This is a genomic window from Aliiroseovarius crassostreae (genome assembly GCF_049803815.1).
GTDB lineage: Bacteria > Pseudomonadota > Alphaproteobacteria > Rhodobacterales > Rhodobacteraceae > Aliiroseovarius > Aliiroseovarius crassostreae_A.
On the sequence record NZ_JBNAGI010000001.1, the window covers coordinates 585,866 to 603,538 of the forward strand.

At 60.9% G+C, this 17,673-nt stretch carries 19 protein-coding genes; 11 read left to right on the plus strand and 8 right to left on the minus strand.

Annotation, left to right across the window (positions count from 1 at the left end; all coding sequences use genetic code 11):
- The first annotated feature begins 7 nt into the window (after positions 1 to 7).
- Positions 8 to 436 carry a DUF1801 domain-containing protein gene (locus ACP15V_RS02865; protein ID WP_424942168.1) on the plus strand — a complete coding sequence of 143 codons (429 nt, stop codon included), beginning with the start codon at positions 8 to 10 and terminating at the stop codon, positions 434 to 436.
- Between the two features lie 138 nt (positions 437 to 574).
- Here the strand turns inward: ACP15V_RS02865 and ACP15V_RS02870 are convergent, their stop codons facing one another.
- Entirely contained in the window at positions 575 to 1,015 is a 441-nt protein-coding gene (locus ACP15V_RS02870; RefSeq protein ID WP_424942169.1) for a hypothetical protein, read from the minus strand.
- A 160-nt stretch (positions 1,016 to 1,175) separates the two neighbouring features.
- Between ACP15V_RS02870 and gltX the strand changes: the two genes are divergently transcribed.
- The gene (gene gltX / locus ACP15V_RS02875) at positions 1,176 to 2,501 is read left to right on the plus strand and encodes a glutamate--tRNA ligase (protein WP_424942170.1); all 1,326 of its coding nucleotides are present in this window, start codon (positions 1,176 to 1,178) and stop codon (positions 2,499 to 2,501) included.
- Between the two features lie 70 nt (positions 2,502 to 2,571).
- On the opposite strand, the gene ACP15V_RS02880 is transcribed toward gltX, so the two are convergent.
- On the minus strand, positions 2,572 to 2,796 hold the full coding sequence (locus ACP15V_RS02880) for a hexameric tyrosine-coordinated heme protein (protein WP_424942171.1): 225 nt from the start codon (positions 2,794 to 2,796) through the stop codon (positions 2,572 to 2,574).
- Between the two features lie 168 nt (positions 2,797 to 2,964).
- Between ACP15V_RS02880 and ACP15V_RS02885 the strand changes: the two genes are divergently transcribed.
- Positions 2,965 to 4,377 carry an MATE family efflux transporter gene (locus ACP15V_RS02885; protein ID WP_424942172.1) on the plus strand — a complete coding sequence of 471 codons (1,413 nt, stop codon included), beginning with the start codon at positions 2,965 to 2,967 and terminating at the stop codon, positions 4,375 to 4,377.
- Here ACP15V_RS02885 and ACP15V_RS02890 read toward each other — a convergent pair.
- Positions 4,357 to 4,914: a gamma-glutamylcyclotransferase family protein gene (locus ACP15V_RS02890; RefSeq protein ID WP_424942173.1), complete on the minus strand. Its 558-nt coding sequence runs from the start codon at positions 4,912 to 4,914 to the stop codon at positions 4,357 to 4,359. The genes ACP15V_RS02885 and ACP15V_RS02890 overlap by 21 nt on opposite strands.
- Before the next feature lie 100 nt (positions 4,915 to 5,014).
- Between ACP15V_RS02890 and gcvH the strand changes: the two genes are divergently transcribed.
- From gcvH to ACP15V_RS02915, 5 genes are all read left to right on the plus strand, one after another.
- Positions 5,015 to 5,377, plus strand: coding sequence for a glycine cleavage system protein GcvH (gcvH, locus tag ACP15V_RS02895; RefSeq protein ID WP_424942174.1), 363 nt, complete (start codon positions 5,015 to 5,017; stop codon positions 5,375 to 5,377).
- A 151-nt stretch (positions 5,378 to 5,528) separates the two neighbouring features.
- Positions 5,529 to 5,975, plus strand: coding sequence for a thioredoxin TrxC (trxC, locus tag ACP15V_RS02900; RefSeq protein ID WP_424942175.1), 447 nt, complete (start codon positions 5,529 to 5,531; stop codon positions 5,973 to 5,975).
- A 114-nt stretch (positions 5,976 to 6,089) separates the two neighbouring features.
- Positions 6,090 to 7,601 (plus strand): di-heme oxidoredictase family protein, encoded by a 1,512-nt coding sequence (locus ACP15V_RS02905; protein ID WP_424942176.1) that lies wholly within the window; start codon positions 6,090 to 6,092, stop codon positions 7,599 to 7,601.
- Complete coding sequence (locus ACP15V_RS02910; protein WP_424942177.1) at positions 7,598 to 8,629, plus strand: imelysin family protein; 1,032 nt, start codon at positions 7,598 to 7,600, stop codon at positions 8,627 to 8,629. The genes ACP15V_RS02905 and ACP15V_RS02910 overlap by 4 nt, the downstream gene beginning before the upstream one ends.
- An 11-nt stretch (positions 8,630 to 8,640) precedes the next feature.
- Positions 8,641 to 9,741, plus strand: coding sequence for a DUF1513 domain-containing protein (locus tag ACP15V_RS02915; protein WP_424942178.1), 1,101 nt, complete (start codon positions 8,641 to 8,643; stop codon positions 9,739 to 9,741).
- 21 nt (positions 9,742 to 9,762) lie between these two features.
- Here ACP15V_RS02915 and ACP15V_RS02920 read toward each other — a convergent pair whose 3' ends face one another.
- On the minus strand, positions 9,763 to 10,128 hold the full coding sequence (locus ACP15V_RS02920; protein WP_424942179.1) for a GFA family protein: 366 nt from the start codon (positions 10,126 to 10,128) through the stop codon (positions 9,763 to 9,765).
- A 137-nt stretch (positions 10,129 to 10,265) separates the two neighbouring features.
- Between ACP15V_RS02920 and ACP15V_RS02925 the strand changes: the two genes are divergently transcribed.
- Positions 10,266 to 10,862 (plus strand): DUF937 domain-containing protein, encoded by a 597-nt coding sequence (locus ACP15V_RS02925; protein WP_424942180.1) that lies wholly within the window; start codon positions 10,266 to 10,268, stop codon positions 10,860 to 10,862.
- Between the two features lie 124 nt (positions 10,863 to 10,986).
- Here the strand turns inward: ACP15V_RS02925 and ACP15V_RS02930 are convergent, their stop codons facing one another.
- The 4 genes from ACP15V_RS02930 to ACP15V_RS02945 form a co-directional block, all read right to left on the minus strand.
- A complete protein-coding gene (locus ACP15V_RS02930; protein ID WP_424942181.1) occupies positions 10,987 to 13,500 on the minus strand; it encodes a GcvT family protein in 2,514 nt (837 codons plus the stop codon).
- A 246-nt stretch (positions 13,501 to 13,746) separates the two neighbouring features.
- The gene (locus ACP15V_RS02935; RefSeq protein ID WP_424942182.1) at positions 13,747 to 14,421 is read right to left on the minus strand and encodes a hypothetical protein; all 675 of its coding nucleotides are present in this window, start codon (positions 14,419 to 14,421) and stop codon (positions 13,747 to 13,749) included.
- Positions 14,402 to 14,911 carry a hypothetical protein gene (locus tag ACP15V_RS02940; protein WP_424942183.1) on the minus strand — a complete coding sequence of 170 codons (510 nt, stop codon included), beginning with the start codon at positions 14,909 to 14,911 and terminating at the stop codon, positions 14,402 to 14,404. The genes ACP15V_RS02935 and ACP15V_RS02940 overlap by 20 nt, the downstream gene beginning before the upstream one ends.
- A 76-nt stretch (positions 14,912 to 14,987) precedes the next feature.
- A complete protein-coding gene (locus tag ACP15V_RS02945) occupies positions 14,988 to 15,974 on the minus strand; it encodes a 2-hydroxyacid dehydrogenase (RefSeq protein ID WP_424942184.1) in 987 nt (328 codons plus the stop codon).
- Positions 15,975 to 16,113: 139 nt separating this feature from the next.
- On the opposite strand from ACP15V_RS02945, the gene ACP15V_RS02950 reads away from it, so the two are divergent.
- Entirely contained in the window at positions 16,114 to 16,626 is a 513-nt protein-coding gene (locus ACP15V_RS02950; RefSeq protein ID WP_424942185.1) for an SH3 domain-containing protein, read from the plus strand.
- Positions 16,627 to 17,613 (plus strand): hypothetical protein, encoded by a 987-nt coding sequence (locus ACP15V_RS02955; protein WP_424942186.1) that lies wholly within the window; start codon positions 16,627 to 16,629, stop codon positions 17,611 to 17,613.
- Positions 17,614 to 17,673: the final 60 nt, after the last annotated feature.

The following is a 17,673-nucleotide window of genomic DNA, read 5'->3' on the forward strand; positions in this document are numbered from 1 at the left end:
GCGAAAAATGACCCAAACCAAAACCCAACCCACCGATGCCTCGGTCGACGCCTTTCTGAACGCGGTGGAACCCGCGCGCCGGCGCGAAGACGGGTTGGTGCTGCTGGATCTGTTCAAACGCGTAACCGGCTTCAAACCCGTCATGTGGGGGCCGTCCATTGTCGGATTCGGTCGGTATCACTACCGCTACAAAACCGGACGCGAAGGCGATTTCCTCGCCACCGGGTTTTCCCCGCGCAAATCCGCCCTGTCGCTTTACATTATGCCCGGCTACCAGGATTACGGCACGCTCCTCACCCGTCTAGGCAAACACAAAACCGGCGCGTCCTGCCTCTACATCAACACACTCGCCGATGTGGATCTGTCGGTGCTCGAAGAGCTGATCCGCCAGGGCCTTGCCGACCTCAACAAGATCTGGCCTGTGCAACCACACTGACCCCTATTTTCTGGTTACAAATATCCCGGGGTGAGCGGTGAAACCGCGAGGGGCAGCGCCCCTTTCAGGCTCACGCAGTGAGCCACCAACAGCGCGCTTAAGCGTAAGCGAAAGCGCCCCCTGCCCTTGAGGAACCCGCTAAAATCCCCCGGTCCGCAAAAACGCACCGACCAACACAAACAGCACCGACAACAGCGTCACAGCCCGAATATGCCAGCCCATCAGCGGCAAGGTTTCAGCGGACAGGGTTGGGATCACCCGAAACCGCGCATTTACGGCAAACCCAGCTGTGGTCGCCAGGATCATCAGTTTCAGCGCAATCCCCGTGGTCAGCATATCGGTAAAACTGAACCACAGCCCCAGATCCGGTTCCAGGTCATGCGCAAGCCACAACCCGGACAACACCTGCGCCAACAGGGCCGGCATCCCCACCCGCTCATAGCCTTGCTCAAACCGCAGCAAAATCCCCGGATCGCGGGCCTTCAAGGCGCGTGGCAACACCGTCGTCGCCAGCACGATATGGCCGCCGGTCCACACCGCCGCCCCCAGAAGATGCACCACCATCGCCAGAAAAAACATGTCCGCTCTCGCTTTGCCTGATTGCCCTCCCCCACGCTAACCCGCCTGCGATCCTCCGCCTTGACCAATGACAAGCGCGCGCGTCCTGCGGCGAAATCACGCTTCTGGTGGACAAAACCCGCCCAATGTGAAAACAGGTCGGGGCCAAGGAGAACTGAGTATGACCACCACCCGTTTCGCCCCCTCGCCCACCGGCTATATCCACGTGGGCAACCTGCGCACCGCGCTTTTCAACTACCTCATCGCCCGCAAATCGGGCGGGCAGTTCATTCTGCGTCTGGATGACACCGACCCGGAACGGTCGAAGCAGGAATATGCTGACGCGATCATGCAGGATCTGGAATGGCTGGGCCTGACCTGGGATCGGGTGGAAAAGCAATCGGATCGGTTGGAACGCTACGAGGCCGCCGCGCAAGAACTGCGCGACATGGGCCGTTTCTATGAGTGTTTCGAGACCCCGACCGAGCTCGACCTGAAGCGCAAGAAACAGCTCAATATGGGCAAGCCGCCGGTCTATGACCGCTCGGCGCTGGCCCTGTCCGAAGAGGATAAATCCAAGCTGCGCGAGGAGCGTGGCCAGGGCCATTGGCGGTTCAAGCTGGATCATGAACGGATCAACTGGGCGGATGGAATTCTTGGCGACATTTCAATCGACGCGGCATCCGTGTCTGACCCTGTGCTCATTCGCGGCGACGGGCAGTTCCTTTATACGCTCGCTTCGGTCTGTGACGATGTGGATTTCGGCATCACCCATGTGGTGCGCGGGTCCGACCACGTCACCAACACCGGCACGCAGATCCAGATCATCCAGGCGCTTGGCGGCACCGTTCCCAGCTTTGCCCACCATTCGCTTTTGACAGGCCCGCAGGGCGAAGCCCTGTCGAAACGCCTTGGCACACTGGCCCTGCGTGATCTACGCGAACAGGGCGTGGAACCGGCAGCCCTTCTGTCGCTGATGGCGCGTCTTGGATCCTCGCAACCGGTCGAGCTGATGTCATCCCTGGATGAGATTGCGGACGGGTTTGACTTGTCGACCTTCGGATCTGCCCCCACCAAGTTTGACGTGCAGGACCTGTTCCCGCTCACCGCGCGCCATCTGGCTGCGCTGCCTTACGGTGCCGTGGCCGAGACCGTGACCGGGCTGGGCGTACCCGCAGATCAGGGCGAAGCCTTCTGGAACGTGGCAAAGGAAAACATCACCGTGCTGAAAGATCTGGCCGGCTGGTGGGAGCTGTGTTCAACCGGTGCCGACCCGGTGATCGACGAGGAAGACAAAGAGTTCGTCGCAGAAGCGCTGGCACTGCTGCCCGACGGCCCGTTTGATGGCGAGACCTGGGGCAATTGGACCAAAGAGGTGAAAGCCGCCACGGGCCGCAAGGGGCGCGGGCTTTTCATGCCGCTCAGAAAAGCGCTGACAGGGATGAGCCACGGCCCGGACATGTCGGCACTGCTTCCCCTTCTGCAGGTGATCCGCGCAAAGGGTTAAACCCTTTCACAGAAACAGAAAAGCCGCCCCAGCCGGGCGGCTTTTTTCGTAGCGGCATCTGGATGTCAGATCAGTCGCGCCAATAGTTATTGGCCTGCGCCACGGTCTGGAAATTGGTCGCCACCACCCCGGATACCTGTGTCAGGCTGTCGGCGTTTGTGGCGTAATCCACCCGCATCCGGGTGCGCGCATCATCATCGGGCTGGGTCTTTTTCACCGCCATGCGCGACAGTTTGATCGCCAGATCATACCCTTCTTCCGGGGTGGCGGTGATGAGGGTGGGTAGCCAGGACATGCCGATCTCCTTTTGAACACGATTGTTAAGCCTGACCCTGACGATCTCTTTTGCCAGGGTCAAGGCACGCGATCGAACCCGCATGAATACACATCCCCTGTGCATCCCGCCCACTGGCGCATGGTCCTTTTTTCCTGCAAGCTGGGGTGTGCGGAACAGGAGGCCCTCATGGCAAGCGATGTGGATAAAGCAGGCGACACCCCGCAGGCGAAGTTTCTGACCGGCAGCCTGATGCGGCATATCGCGGTGATGGCGCTGACCTCTTCCGTCGGCCTCATGGCGATCTTCCTTGTCGACCTCGTGGACATGATTTTTATCTCGTGGCTTGGCCGTGATGAGCTGGCCGCAGCGGTGGGGTATGCGGGCGCAATCCTGTTCTTCACCTCGTCTTTCGGCATTGGCATGTCGATTGCGGCGGGCGCACTGGTGGCGCGCGCTTTGGGCGAAGGCGACCCGCACAAGGCCCGTCGTCGCGCGGCCACCGCCATGCTTTATGGCGCCGTGCTGGGGGCCGCCTTTGCGGCAATCGTCTGGTTCAACATTCGGCCTCTTGCGGCGTTGATGGGGGCCTCTGGCGTCACTTTGGATCTGGCGGAACATTATTTGCAGATCATCCTGCCCTCGCTGCCGATCCTGATCATTGCCATGGTCGGCGGGGCGATCCTGCGTGCCCATGGGGACGCGCGGCGGGCGATGATGGCGACCATTGCCGGGGGGGCGGTGAACGCGGTGCTCGACCCGATCCTGATCTTTGGGCTGAACCTCGACCTGACCGGGGCGGCCATGGCGTCGGTGGCGGCTCGGATCACCATTGCGATCATGTCGATCTGGCCAATTTACAAATATCATGGCGGGCTGGACAAACCTACAAAAGACGAATTCCAGCTGGACCTGCCAGAGCTGATGACCATCGCCATACCCGCAATCCTCACGCAGTTTGCCACCCCCATCGGGCAGGCCTATGTGACCCGCTCGATGTCCAGCTTCGGAGAGGACGCAGTGGCCGGCATGGCGATCACCGGCCGGTTGGTCCCGGTGGCCTTTGGGGTGATCTTTGCGCTCTCTGGCGCCATTGGTCCGATCATCGGCCAGAACTACGGGGCCGGCAAACTGGACCGTGTGCGGCAGGCCTTTCGTGAGGGGATGATCTTTACCGCAATTGTCACGGTGGTCGTCGCGGCGATCCTGTTTGCCTTGCGCGCACCGATTGCGGATCTGTTCAACGCGCAGGGCGTCGCGCGCGAACTGGTTTACCTGTTCTGCGGTCCGCTGGCGCTGATGTGGTTTTTCAACGGGGCGATTTTCGTCACCAATGCGGGCTTCAACAATCTGGGCCACCCGTTCCGCTCAACCATGATCAACTGGGGCCGTCAGACCGTGGGCACCGTGCCTTTCGTGATCCTTGGCGCGCAGCTTTGGGGCGCGCCGGGGGTGATGATCGGCTGGGCCATGGGCGGGCTGGTCTTTGCGGTGATTGCGCTGGTGATGTTCCAGCGCATGTTGATGCGCGAGACCTGCACGGTGGCCCCTGAATTTACCCGGCAACGCCGCCAACTGGCGCTATTCAACTTCCGCCGCTAGGTCTTTCAACCAGCCATCCACCAGATCCTTTTCCAAGTCTGAGGTGACCTGCGCACGCGGATAGATCGGATCTGCCCGGTCATTTCGAATCGGCGCGTGCCAGCCATCGGTGGTCTGAAAGAAATGATCCACACCCGTCCGGCCAAACACGTCCAGATAGCCCTGAACCACCACGTCGAGGTAGGACAGCAGCACCGGGTTGTCGCGCGTGGGGTCATGATGCGCACCGGATTCTATGGCGTAAACCGCAAGATCCACCTCGCCCGCCTGATGCGCCACATTGCCGTTCAGCGGCACCCGTGCATAGGCCCGTTCGCGCAGGTCAAGCGCGTCCCAATCCGCACCGGGCACCGAAGCGATAAGGCCATCAATTTCGCCCCCCTCAACGGGCACCGCGGTCAGGTAACACACGGCCCGGAGCGGCGAGGCCCGCCACGCCCTGCGCCAACCGCTCAGCCGGGCGGGCTGGGCGTTTTCATACGAATGCGTGCGCCGGTTCACCAGCGAGCCATAGCCGAAGAAAAACGGATCTCTCATCCCGCCAACCTGCCGCGCCGCGCCCGTCAACGCAAGGGATTGCCACACCGCCCCGACAACGCTACCAAATTAGAAAAGGGCAAACTTGGAGACGACCCAGATGAAATACACCGAAGAACATGAATGGCTGCGCGAAGAAGATGGGCTGATGGTGGTGGGCATCACCACACATGCCGCCGAACAGCTGGGTGACGTGGTCTTTGTGGAACTGCCGGAAGAGGGCGACACCGTGTCCAAGGATGACGAAATCGTCGTGATCGAAAGTGTGAAAGCCGCCTCTGACATCCTCGCGCCGCTGGATGGCGAGATTGTCGAAGTGAACGAGGCGCTTGCTGACAATCCCGGTGCGGTGAATGACGACCCCGAAGGCGAGGCATGGTTCTTCAAGCTCAAGGTGTCGGATATGTCGCCGATGGACGATTATATGGATGAAGCCGGGTACAAGGATTTCATCAGCGGCTGATCGGCATCCCATCACGATCATTTCTACCCGCGCGGCCCGCCCGTGCGGGTCATTTTTTGGGGGGCGGGGGCGTTTCATTGCCACCTGCCCCTTGAAGCCCATGTTGACCGCACCACATATGCATTAAACCGAATGTGATTAAGAGGCCCTGATGACCGATTCTCTGAAAATGACTTGCCTGGAGTGTAGCGCAGTCAATCGCGTGCCCGCAGGCAAGCTGGGCGCGGGGCCGAAATGCGGCACCTGTGGCGCAAAGATGAACGATGGCAAGGTGCGTGCCCTGGACCCGGCGACGCTGGCCAAAGCCATGAAAAACGACGATGTGCCGCTATTGGTGGATTTCTGGGCGCCATGGTGCGGGCCATGCCGAATGATGGCCCCTGCCTTCGAACAGGCCGCCCGCGCGCTGGCTCCACAGGCGCGTCTGGCGAAGATCAACACCGAAGACCATCCCAAAGTCTCGCAGAAACATGGCATCCGCGGCATTCCGGCGTTGATCCTGTTTCAGGGTGGGCGCGAGGTGAAACGCCAGGCCGGCGCCATTCCGGCCCCCGCGATCGAAAAGTTTGTACGCCAGAGCGCAAAACTGCCCGCTTGATCCGGGGATCAGGGGTAACCTCCAGTTTCAACGTTAATACCTGATAAAAACAATCGACTTCTTCTTTACCTCTTCCGAAATCCGGCCTAGACCCATGAAAAATGGAAGAGTCCCATGCCACGTCACGCCGCACGCATCGCCACGCTGATCCTCGCCTTTGCGCCAATGCTGGCTGTTGCAGGGCCCTTGACCCCGCTTGGGGAACCGCATCTGTCAATCCTCCAACCCAACCCAGACGATGCCGCCAAACGCGCCAAGGTCATGGCGTTGACGGATGATTTCACGATGGCCGAACCGTTTGAGGCCAACCCCGGCGGGGCCAGCACCAAATCCCCGCCATTTGGCCGCCACCCCTTTTCGCACCCTTCGCCAAAACTGACCGGGGAAACCAAGCTTGACTTCACCCTTGGCGAAGCGCTGTTTGAAAAGCTCTGGGTGGTGGCCCCATCCTCCACCATTTCATCGGACGGGTTGGGGCCGCTTTACAATGCCCGCGCCTGTTCGGCCTGTCACATTCAGGACGGGCGCGGCCTACCACCCGAAGGGCCGGAAGATCCGACGCCGGGGCTGATGTTGCGCCTGTCGGTGCCGGGTCAGGTCGAAAACGCCCCGTTCAAACCCCACCCGATTTATGGCGCACAACTGCAGGATCGCGCGATCACCGGCCACGCGGCTGAGGCGAAGATGGCGGTCCGTTACGAACCCCTGCCGGTCGGGATGGGCGATGGTACGGTGGTGGAGCTGCGCAAGCCGATCTATGAGATCACCAACCTGGCCCATGGCGCTGCGGGTGATAATCTGATGACTTCCCCCCGCATCGCCCCGCAGATGATTGGGCTGGGCCTTCTGGAAGCAATTCCCGAGGCGGATATTCTGGCCCTGGCCGACCCCGAGGATGCCGATGGGGACGGGATTTCCGGCACGCCACAACGGGTTTGGTCGCGAGAGTACGACCAATGGATGCTGGGCCGCTTTGGCCACAAAGCGGGCAACCCAACCGTGCGCCAGCAATCGGCCGATGCGGCCAATGGCGATATTGGCCTGTCCAACCCGCTCTTCCCCGCCGCATGGGGCGACTGCACCAAAGCGCAGATAGATTGCCGCGCCGAACGGAATGGAAACACGCCCGAACAGGGCAATTTCGAGCTCGGCCCACAGGCGCTGGACCTGATCACGCTTTACACGGCCAATCTGGCTGTCCCTGCGCGCCGGGATCTGGACATGCCGGACGTGCTGCGGGGCAAAGAGCTGTTTTACACAGCAGGTTGCACCGCCTGCCACCAGCCAAAATTCGTGACCCATCGGCTGCAGAATGATCCCGCCCGCACATTCCAACTGATCTGGCCCTATAGCGACATGTTGTTGCATGACATGGGAGAGGGGCTGGCGGATCATCGCCCGGAATGGCAGGCTGATGGCACCGAATGGCGCACGGCGCCGCTATGGGGAATTGGCATGACAAAACAGGTCTCTGGCCGCGAGGCGTATTTGCATGACGGTCGGGCGCGCAGCCTGCTGGAAGCGATACTCTGGCATGGCGGCGAAGCCGAACCCGCCCGCGAAGCTGTACGCCATATGCCCGCCCCGGACCGCGCCGCACTGATCGCCTTCCTGAGGTCCCTATGAAACAGCTATGTGCCATCGCCCTTTCCGCAGCCTGCCTGTTGCCATCATCCGGCACAGCGCAGGACGCCGCCCAACCAGATCATGCTGCCCTGCGTGAGCGGGTGTTGGATGTTCTGGAGAACCAGTTCGACGGGTTTCGTGACCACGCGGGCAAATTGGCCGCATCCTCGGTGGCCTATTGCGCAGATCAGGGAGATCTTGCCGAGGTAAAGGCAGAGTTCCGCGCCACATGGCTGGCCTGGGCCCCGCTGGATGCCTATCAGTTTGGGCCGATGGAAACGCTCGGTGCCGCGCTGACGGTGAATTTCTTCCCCGACAAGAAGGGCTTTGTGGGCCGGGCCTTGACACAGCTGCGCAAGCTGCCCGTCGAAGATCAGGCCAACCCGGATGTGATCGCCCGATACTCGGCCGCGGCACAGGGCCTGCCTGCACTGGAGCGGCTGATCCATGACAGCGATGCCCCCTGCCCGCTTTTGACCGGGATCAGCGCCCATCTGTCGACCACCGCGACGGCGCTGTATGACGGCTGGTTCGCGGATCAGGGTTGGGCCGAACTGGTGCGCGCGGCCGGGCCGGACAACCCGGTTTACCTAAGCAACGAAGAATTCACCCGGCAGATCATTACCGCGCTTGGCTTTTCCATCCTGCGGATGCGCGACCATCGGCTGGGCCGTCCTTTGGGCAGCTATGAACGCGCCTTTCCGAAACGGGCCGAGGCCTGGCGCTCGGGCCTGACCAACGAGATCATTGCGGCCCAGCTTTCCGGGCTTGACCAGATTGTCACGCAGGGGTTTGGCGACGCTCTGTCCCCCGACACGCGGGTTTGGGTGGAAGGGGTGATCGGTGATATACAACATCGACTGGACAAGATTGATGCGCCCTTGAAAGACGCGGTCGAGGATCTGTCGCTGCGGGTTCGGATCGAAGGGGTGCAGGCCAAGATGACCTATCTGCAATTGCAGTTGGATGAAAAGGTCGCGCCCGAACTGGCGGTACAATCCGGGTTCAGCGCAGGCGACGGGGATTGACCCCCCAACCAATGCGCCGAGAGAAAGATGACACGATGATGCAACGACGACGATTTCTGACAACGCTCGCTGCGGGCATGACCGGCACTTTGGCGGGCGCGCCCGCGTGGGCAGCGGTGGGGGCGCCTGACTTCATCACTGCGGCCAATCGCCCCGACAAATCCAGCTGGCTGGTGGGGTTGACGCAGGCAGGCGATGTCACCTTCCAGATCCCGATCCCCGGCCGCGGCCACGCCGCCGCCACCCACCCGACACGTGCCGAAGCGGTGTGTTTTGCCCGCCGTCCCGGCCGGTTTGCTGTGGTTCTGAACTGCGCCACTGGCCACGAGCTTTCGCGCCTCAAATGCCCGCCTGGGCGTCATTTCTATGGCCACGGCGCGTTTTCTGCTGATGGAACACGGCTGTTCACCACCGAAAACGATTATGACGAGCTGACCGGCGTGATCGGCATCTGGGACGTGGAAAACCACTATGCTCGGATCGGAGAGGTCCCGTCCGGGGGCATCGGCCCGCATGAGATCCTGCGCCGCGCGGATGGTGGATTTGTTGTGGCCAATGGGGGCATCCAGACCCATCCCGACATGGCCCGAACCAAGCTGAACCTGCCGAATATGCGCCCCATGCTCACCTATCTGGATGCTGACGGGCAGATTGAAGAGAGCGTGGCACTAACCGGTGAGATGCATAAGAACTCGATCCGGCATATCGCGCTTGCCAGCGACGGCACGGTGCTGGTGGCGCTGCAATGGCAGGGCAATCCGCTGGACCGTGTGCCGATGGTGGCGCGGCATCAGAGGGGCACGGATCTGGAGCTTCTTGCTCATCCCGACGAGGTGCTTTTGAAAAACTACGCGGGGTCAATCGCCGTGGATCGCATGACCGGAGGATTTTCCGTGACCGGCCCCAAGGGGGGCGCGATCTTACACTTCGAGGCAGACGGCACGCCAAAAGGGGCAACCCATCATGACACCGCGTCCGGGGCCGCACCCGGGGCGCGGCGCGGTTTGGTCTTCACCAGTGACACAGGATTGGTCCATCGGACAGAGGGCGCCGAAACCCTGATCCCGGTGGACGGCGACTGGTCCTGGGACAACCACCTGATCGCGGTGTGATCCCGGCGTCGGGGGGCCTGATCAGTCGAGGAACTCCCAGCTTCCTGCCCCATCAAAGCGGCGGATGCGCAGCCCGTCCAGCGCGTCGGGGTCCGCCATATTCAGATTGACCGCAAACCGATCCTGATCTGCTTTGGCACCTGGCCCCCAATGGGTCACGCAGCCACAGGTTTTGCAGGCATGGAAATCAATCAGGTGGTCACCCCAGGAATAGCTGGTCACGTGATTTTCCCCGGTCAGGATACGCCCCTTATTCGGCGGGCAATGCGCCCATGTGGCGGCATATCTGCGGCAGATCGAGCAATTGCAGCGCACCGCAAATTCCGGGCGGCTCACTTCGAAGGTGACCTTGCCACAGTGGCAGCTTCCCTGGATCAGATCGCTCATCCCGATGCCCTTTCACATTTCCGCAATTCCACCACAGTCCCAAAACGGGGATGGTTTCGCAAGCTTTCCCCTTAAGTCACCCAAAGGGATCCGCGATGAATGGTGAAATTTAGGAACAACATTTACCGGAGGACCCCATGTCCCTTTTGCAATTGCTTCAACAGGCCCAGGGCGGCCGGGGCCTGAAAACATTGGCCGAACAGGCGGGGATAGACCCGTCAAAAGCAGACGAATTGACCGCAGTGTTGGCCCCGGTGATCGGGCGTGCCACCAAGGCACAGGCCGAAGGGGGCGGGCTGTCAGGTATTGTCGGCGCGCTTCAGGGGCTGGACCAGGCCCGCAATTACGACCAACCCGATCACGCCTTGTCCGAGACAGGGCTTGCCCAGGGGCAGAACTTTCTCAATGGGATCCTTGGTGCAGAGGGAGCAAATCGACTGACCGAACAGGCCGCAGAACGCACCGGGATTGACGCCAGCCAGGTTGCCACTTTCCTGCCCGCGCTTGCCGCCATGGCGCAGGGCGGGTTGCAAAAGACCATGCCCGATGATGCGCTGTCGGCCATGCTGCCATCTTCGGGAGGTGCCAGCGGTGTGATGGATCTGTTGGGCGGATTGCTGAACTCGGGATCCTCTGACAGTTCGAATGGTGGCCTTGGCATGTTGACCGCCTTTCTGGATGCAGATGGCGATGGGTCCATTGCCGATGACATTCTGGAAAAGATCCGCAGCTGATCGCGGGTTTCGGTCAATCGCTGTTCGCCGCAGGGTGACACAGGGGCGTGACAGCGCATCCTTATCCACAAATGCAAAAGCCCCGACCTGAAGGCCGGGGCTTTTCTTTTTCACCTATCGGCAATTACGCGTTGTCGGCGTTTTTGCGGATGGTTTCGTTTTTCGGGTCATAGGGGCTGTCGACGGTGACTTCCGCATCCCACAGGTTGCCCATGATCTTGACCTTGAGCTTCTGGCCCGGAACGGCAAGCTCCGGCGGCAGGTAGCCCATGCCGATCGATTTCTCAAACGCAACCGAGTAGCCGCCCGACGTCAGACGACCCACTTTCTGACCATCGAGGAACAGCGCCTCGCGGCCCCACGGATCCGCATCATCCGGCCCGTCGATCAGCAGGGTGCAGCATTTGAAGCGCACGCCCTTCTCGACCATGGCGTCCTTGCCGTGGAAATCCTTGTCCAGGTCGACAAAGCGCGGCAGGTCGGCCTCCAGCGGGGTTGCGTCGCGGCCCAGTTCGGTGCCGAAGGCACGATAAGATTTCTCCTGACGCAGCCAGTTTTGCGCACGTGCCCCCACCAGCTTCATGCCGTGTTTCTCACCCGCTTTCTCAAGCAGATCAAAGAGATAGTTCTGCATCTCGATCGGGTGGTGAAGTTCCCAACCCAGCTCGCCGGTGTAAGCCACACGGATCGCATTCACCGGGCACATGCCCAGTTCGATCTGCTTGGCCGAAAGCCAGGGGAAACGTTTGTTGGTCAGCGCGGTGGCGGGATCGGCGTCCACGATGATCTCGTTCAGCACGTCACGCGACTTGGGTCCTGCGATGGCAAAAACGCCCCACTGCGTGGTCACATCCTGGATCTCGATATAACCGAATTCGTCCATTTTATCTTCTGCGGCTTTGCGCAAGAAGTCGGCGTCATATTCGGTCCAGGCCCCGGCGGAGACGAGATAGTAGTTGTTCTCGCCATTGCGCACGATGGTGTATTCGGTGCGGGTGGTGCCGGCCTCGGTCAGGGCGTAGGTCAGGTTGATCCGGCCAATTTTCGGCAGCTTGTTACAGGTGAACCAGTCGAGGAACTGGGTGGCACCCGGGCCTTTGACCACGTGTTTGGTGAAGGCGGTGGCATCGATCAGGCCGACGCCCTCGCGGATCGCCTTGGCTTCTTCCACGGCGTATTTCCACCATTCGCCGCGACGGAACGACCGGCTTTCTTCGTCGAAGTTTTCCGGCGCATCCAGCGGACCGTAATAGTTCGGACGTTCCCAGCCGTTGACCCAGCCAAATTGCGCGCCGCGCTCTTTTTGACGGTCATAGGCGGGCGAGCAGCGCAGCGGGCGACAGGCCGGGCGCTCTTCGTCCGGGTGGTGCAGAATGTAGACATGCTCGTAGCATTCTTCGTTCTTGCGTGCCGCAAACTCGGTGGTCATCCAGTTCGAGCTGTAACGCTTGGGGTCAAGCGACGCCATGTCGATCTCGGCTTCGCCATCGACCATCATCTGGGCGAGGTAATAGCCGGTGCCGCCAGCGGCCGTGATCCCGAAGGAGAAGCCTTCGGCCAGCCACATGTTGCGCAGACCCGGTGCCGGACCCACCAGCGGGTTGCCGTCGGGGGTGTAGCAGATCGGGCCGTTGAAGTCGTCTTTCAGGCCAGATTCAGCACAGGACGGCACGCGTTCCGCCATTGCCATATACTGATCGGCGATCCGGTCCAGATCGAGCGGGAACAGGTCAGCACGGAAGCTGTCCGGCACGCCATGTTCAAACCGGGCCGGTGCGCCGCGCTCGTAGATGCCAAGGATCCAGCCGCCGCGCTCTTCACGAGCATAGCTTTCGTTATCGGCGTCGCGCACAACCGGGTGCTCCGGGTTGCCCGCTTCGCGCCATTTCACCAGCTCGGGGTCCTGGTCCATGACAATAAAGGTGTGTTCCACCGGGATCGCAGGCATCTTGATGCCCAGCATTTTCGCGGTGCGTTGCGCGTGGTTGCCCGAGGCGGTCACGACGTGTTCGGCGGTGATCACGACCTTCTCGTCGCTTTCGATCAGGTTGCCACCCTTTTCCACCATCTTGGTGCAGGTCACTTCCCAATGGGTGCCGTTCCAGTGGAAGTCATCGGCCTGCATCTTGCGCACGATCTCAACGCCGCGCTGACGGGCGCCCTTGGCCATGGCCTGGGTCACGTCGGCGGGGTTAATGTAACCGTCTTCGGTGTGATAGAGCGCACCTTTGAGGTCCGAGGTTTCGATCAGCGGCCAACGTTCCTTGATCTGGTCCGGGGTCAAAAACTCATAATTGATGCCCACGGTATCGGCGGTCGAGGCGTAAAGCTGGTATTCGTCCATCCGCTCGTCGGTTTGCGCCATCCGCAGGTTGCCCACCACGGCAAAACCGGCATTCAGCCCGGTTTCTTCTTCCAGTTCCTTGTAGAACTTCACGGAATAGTCGTGGATGTGGGTGGTGGCATAGCTCATGTTGAAGAGCGGCAGCAGGCCAGCAGCGTGCCAGGTCGAGCCGGAGGTTAGCTCGTCACGCTCGATCAGCATGACATCATCCCAGCCCGCTTTGGCCAGGTGATAGGCGATCGAGGTGCCAACGGCCCCCCCACCAACGACAAGCGCTTTGACTTGAGTTTTCATGGACGACTCCCTTTGGGAAAAACAGTTGGCACAGTTTTGGAGGAATTGCGGGGAAATCTCAAAACCTGCCCGACCGAAAAAAGCGCGAAAACGACAAGAATTGACGCTGAGGGATGGAATTGCCCCAGCGCGAAGGGGAGCAGCCGGGGAAAGGGGCGCTGCCCCTCGCGAGACAAGCTCGCTCACCCCGAGGTGTTTTCGGCAAGAGGAAAGCCCATCCGTACAAGGGATCAGGCGCGCAAGGGATCAGGGGGCCAGGCTGTGAGTCACCGGCAGGGCCACGCCGATCAGCTCTGCCAGTTCCGCGCGTTTCGGGTGATCTGGCAGAAGGAAGCTGTAACAGAGGTAATCTTCGACAATCGCTGCCTGGGCTTCGAAGTTGAAAGAGAGGAAGTCCGACTGGCCTTTGTTGGCCCAGAAATAGGGGTCATCGGGGCCAAAGCTTTCGGCGGCGGAATGCAGGGTGGTAAATCCGGTGCGGACGCGGTTCTGGTGTTGCCAGACATGGACCAGCTCATGCGCCATCAGAAGCGACTGCCCCATTGGCAGGCTGTCGGGCCAGCCGGCGAACATGTCAGGACGATAGGAGCTGCGCGCCAGGAAGATCTGGTTGCCCAGCACAAAACCTGCCGGAAACTGCCAGCCCCGCCCCGGTTGGTAAGCGCGTTCGCACAGATTGTCTGGGGGCGTCCAGTCAGGCGGCGGCAAGGCAGGCGGGCGTCCGGCATCTGATGGCGCGCGGTTGGGCAGCGGGGCTATCCCCACACCAATGCGCACCCGCACGGGACCGGGGTCGAGCGTGTCGCCAAAAATGGCCGCCGCCACGTCGCGTTCATTTTCGGTCAGCGGACGGGCACAACCCGCGACAAAGGCCAACAGACAAAGGATCAGCAGTATCGGTTTACAGATCGTGGCGCGCATGGCGAACCTTTCGTCCCATGATCACCAGCCCGACCAGAAGCCCAATCCCGCCCGCCAGATAGGATGTGTTATGCAAGAGCGCTGCGCGGCCAAATCCGATGGGATCGCTGGCCTCGGCTGGAACGGGAATATGGGCCATGGGCGGATCCACCAGCAGGCTGAGCATCCCCAGCCCAAAGGTCAGCCCCACCACAAGCACCGCCACCTGAACAAATCCGCGCCAGCCCTCATGCCGATCCGGGATGGCAAAAGACAGCAGCGCAATCGGCAGGCCGATGACCACCCCCATCCACCAGCTGGCCCACCATCCGACCAGCCCGGCCCCGATGCGGGGCGGAAAATACTCTGGGATCCTGAACTGGGCAAACTTGAAACTGTGGAAGTAATCCGGCCCGACCGTATAGCTGATCTGATTGTGTAGAATGCCATACCCCCCTGCCAGCAGGCAGGCCAACCCCAACATCGGCACCAGTTGAAACACTCTCAGCATGTGTCAGTTCTAACGGATTGCCGGGATAAAAAAAGGGGGCGTTTGCCCCCTTCTCATTTGCGCGCTCGGCCCAGGGTCACAGCATCCCCGGCACAACCTGATCGGGCGGGCGGTGACCATCTTCGAACGTCTTGATGTTCAAAAGCACCTTCTCGCCCATCTCAAGCCGTCCTTCGATGGTGGCCGAAGCCATATGCGGCAGCGAGACCACATTGGGCAGCTCACGCAGGTCCGGGTTGATCTCTTCGCCGTTCTCGTAAACGTCAAGTCCCGCCCCGGCAATCTCGCCCACGCGCAGCATTCGGGTCAGCGCGTTTTCATCAATCACTTCGCCGCGCGAGGTGTTCACGATCACCGCGTCCGGTTTCAAAAGCTTCAGACGGCGCGCATTCATCAGGTGGAAGGTCGACGGCGTGTGCGGGCAATTGACCGAAATCACATCCATACGCGACACCATCTGGTCAAGGCTTTCCCAATAGGTCGCGTCATATCTGCCTTCGATATCCGGGTGCAGGCGTTTGCGGTTATGATAATGGATCTGCATGCCAAAGGCCTTTGCACGTTCTGCCACGGCCTGACCAACGCGTCCCATGCCGATGATTCCCACGCGGCGGCCCTGAATACGGTTGCCCAGAAGCGCGGTTGGCGACCATCCAGCCCATTTGCCGCTGTCCATTTCCCGAATGCCTTCGGGGATGCGACGGGTGACGGCCAGGATCAGCGCAATGGTCATATCCGCCGTGTCATCCGCCGACACGCCGGGGGTATTGGACACCAAAATGCCGCGCTGGCGCGCGGTGCCCACATCAATATGATCCACACCCGCCCCGTAATTGGCGATCAGCCGCAGGCGTTCGCCGGCACCAGCCAGCATATTGGCGTCGATCCGATCATTGATCGTCGGCACCAGCACGTCACACCCTTTCATCGCATCAACCAGTTCCGCCCGCGACATGGGGGCATCGCTGTCGCGCAGTTTGACGTCAAAAAGCTCTTTCATCCGGGTCTCGACAACCTCGGGCAACCGTCGCGTGACAACAACACTCAGACGTTCAGCAGCCATTGCGGCACTCCCTTTACTTCCCTTTTGCGCGTCTCCCTGCCAAACTGCCTGCAAATGAGGTGAGGTACAAGCAGCAACAGTGACGCATGCGCAATAATATTGCGCAGAACGGGGGCTGCAATAGACAAAAAGAACTCTGATGCGATTTTTTGCTGTTTTGCTTTTGGTGGTATCGAGCCTGGGGTTCGGCGCCGCTTTGGCCGGTGACACGACAGGAGAGATCCGCCGTGGCAAGGTCACCAATCTTCCCATCCCACGCTTTGTGTCGCTGAAGACCGGCGAGGGCAATGTGCGCCGGGGTCCCAGCCTGCGCCATCGTATCGATTGGGTGTTCAAACTGCGTGGAATGCCGCTGGAGGTGGTGGGCGAATTTGGCCATTGGCGGCAGGTGCGCGACCGCGATGGTGTCGGCGGCTGGGTGCATTATTCGCTTCTGTCGGGCGCACGTCACGTGATTGTGGAAACCGACCTGACCCCGCTTTACTCCCGCGCTGACGACACATCACAGATCAATGCCTATCTGGAAACCGGCGTTGTGGCCCGGGTCGAGAAATGCGGGCCTGTCTGGTGCCGGTTGCAGGCCGACGGCATTCGCGGCTGGACCGTAAAACCCAACATCTGGGGTGTGCGCGACAGCGAGGTGATCAACTAGATGGAGACGTTGACCAGCCCCCGTCAGGCCCGCGCCACCGGTTCGCGCCGGGTGATCTTGCATGCCGATGAGACCTGGCACGCCAGCATCGAGGCCAAGGAACATTCGATCTTTGACCTGATCGAAAAGGCCCTGGCATCGAAATCCCTGCCCCTGCAATTGGTCCGGTTGGACAGCCGCATCGCCGAGACGGTGCTGGAAGATCCGGATGCCGCCCATATCATGATGGGGGCGGAGGCGCGGTTTGGGCCACGTATCCTGCATCTGTCGCGCGCGCCGATCTGGGGGTTCTGGCATCTGGATGAACTGGGCAGTGGCTGGCAATCCTCGATGCGGCTGGGGGATTTCAACCCAAGCACCATCGACGATGAGCGGGCCACATATTTCTTCAACGGGGTCACCGGATACATGCTGCGTGAAAACGTCTCGCTGGTGGCGCAAGAAGAACGCATGCATGGCAGCCTGCAAGGGGCGAAGGCCACGGTGTTCTGTCAGGCCGCGACGGATTGGGACGTGCAAAGCCACTACCTGTCGACCGAGGACATGATCCGCGTCACCGCCGAATTTGACAAACAGGCGCTGGTCTACGTGAAGATCGCCCCAGACGCCGGCAAAGAAGAGCGCCGCCGGATCATGGGGATCACGCAGGATTATCAGAATGTGCGCCTGTCGGAGGCGTCGGTGCATGACCTGGTGGAGGCCTCTGATCTGGTTGTGACGCAAAACGGCGCGCCGGGGTTTGAGGCCCTGATGCAGAAATGCCCCGTGGTGACCTGCGCCAAGTCGTCTTACTGGCACGCGTCACTGACCGCCAAGACCCCGGCGGATCTGCGTGAAGCTTTGGAATATGGCACGTTGGCCATGCTGGATTTTCCCTATGAAAAACACTTCTATTGGACGCTGGTGCGCCATGGGCTGGAACCCGCCAAAGACGTGTTTGCCAAACGGTTTCTCGCGCGGTTTTATGACAAGGTGATGTGGCGCTAAGCCCCCTTTTCTTGCTGCGCCCCGCTTGCAACCCACCCCGCAACAGGCTAGCCCGGACCT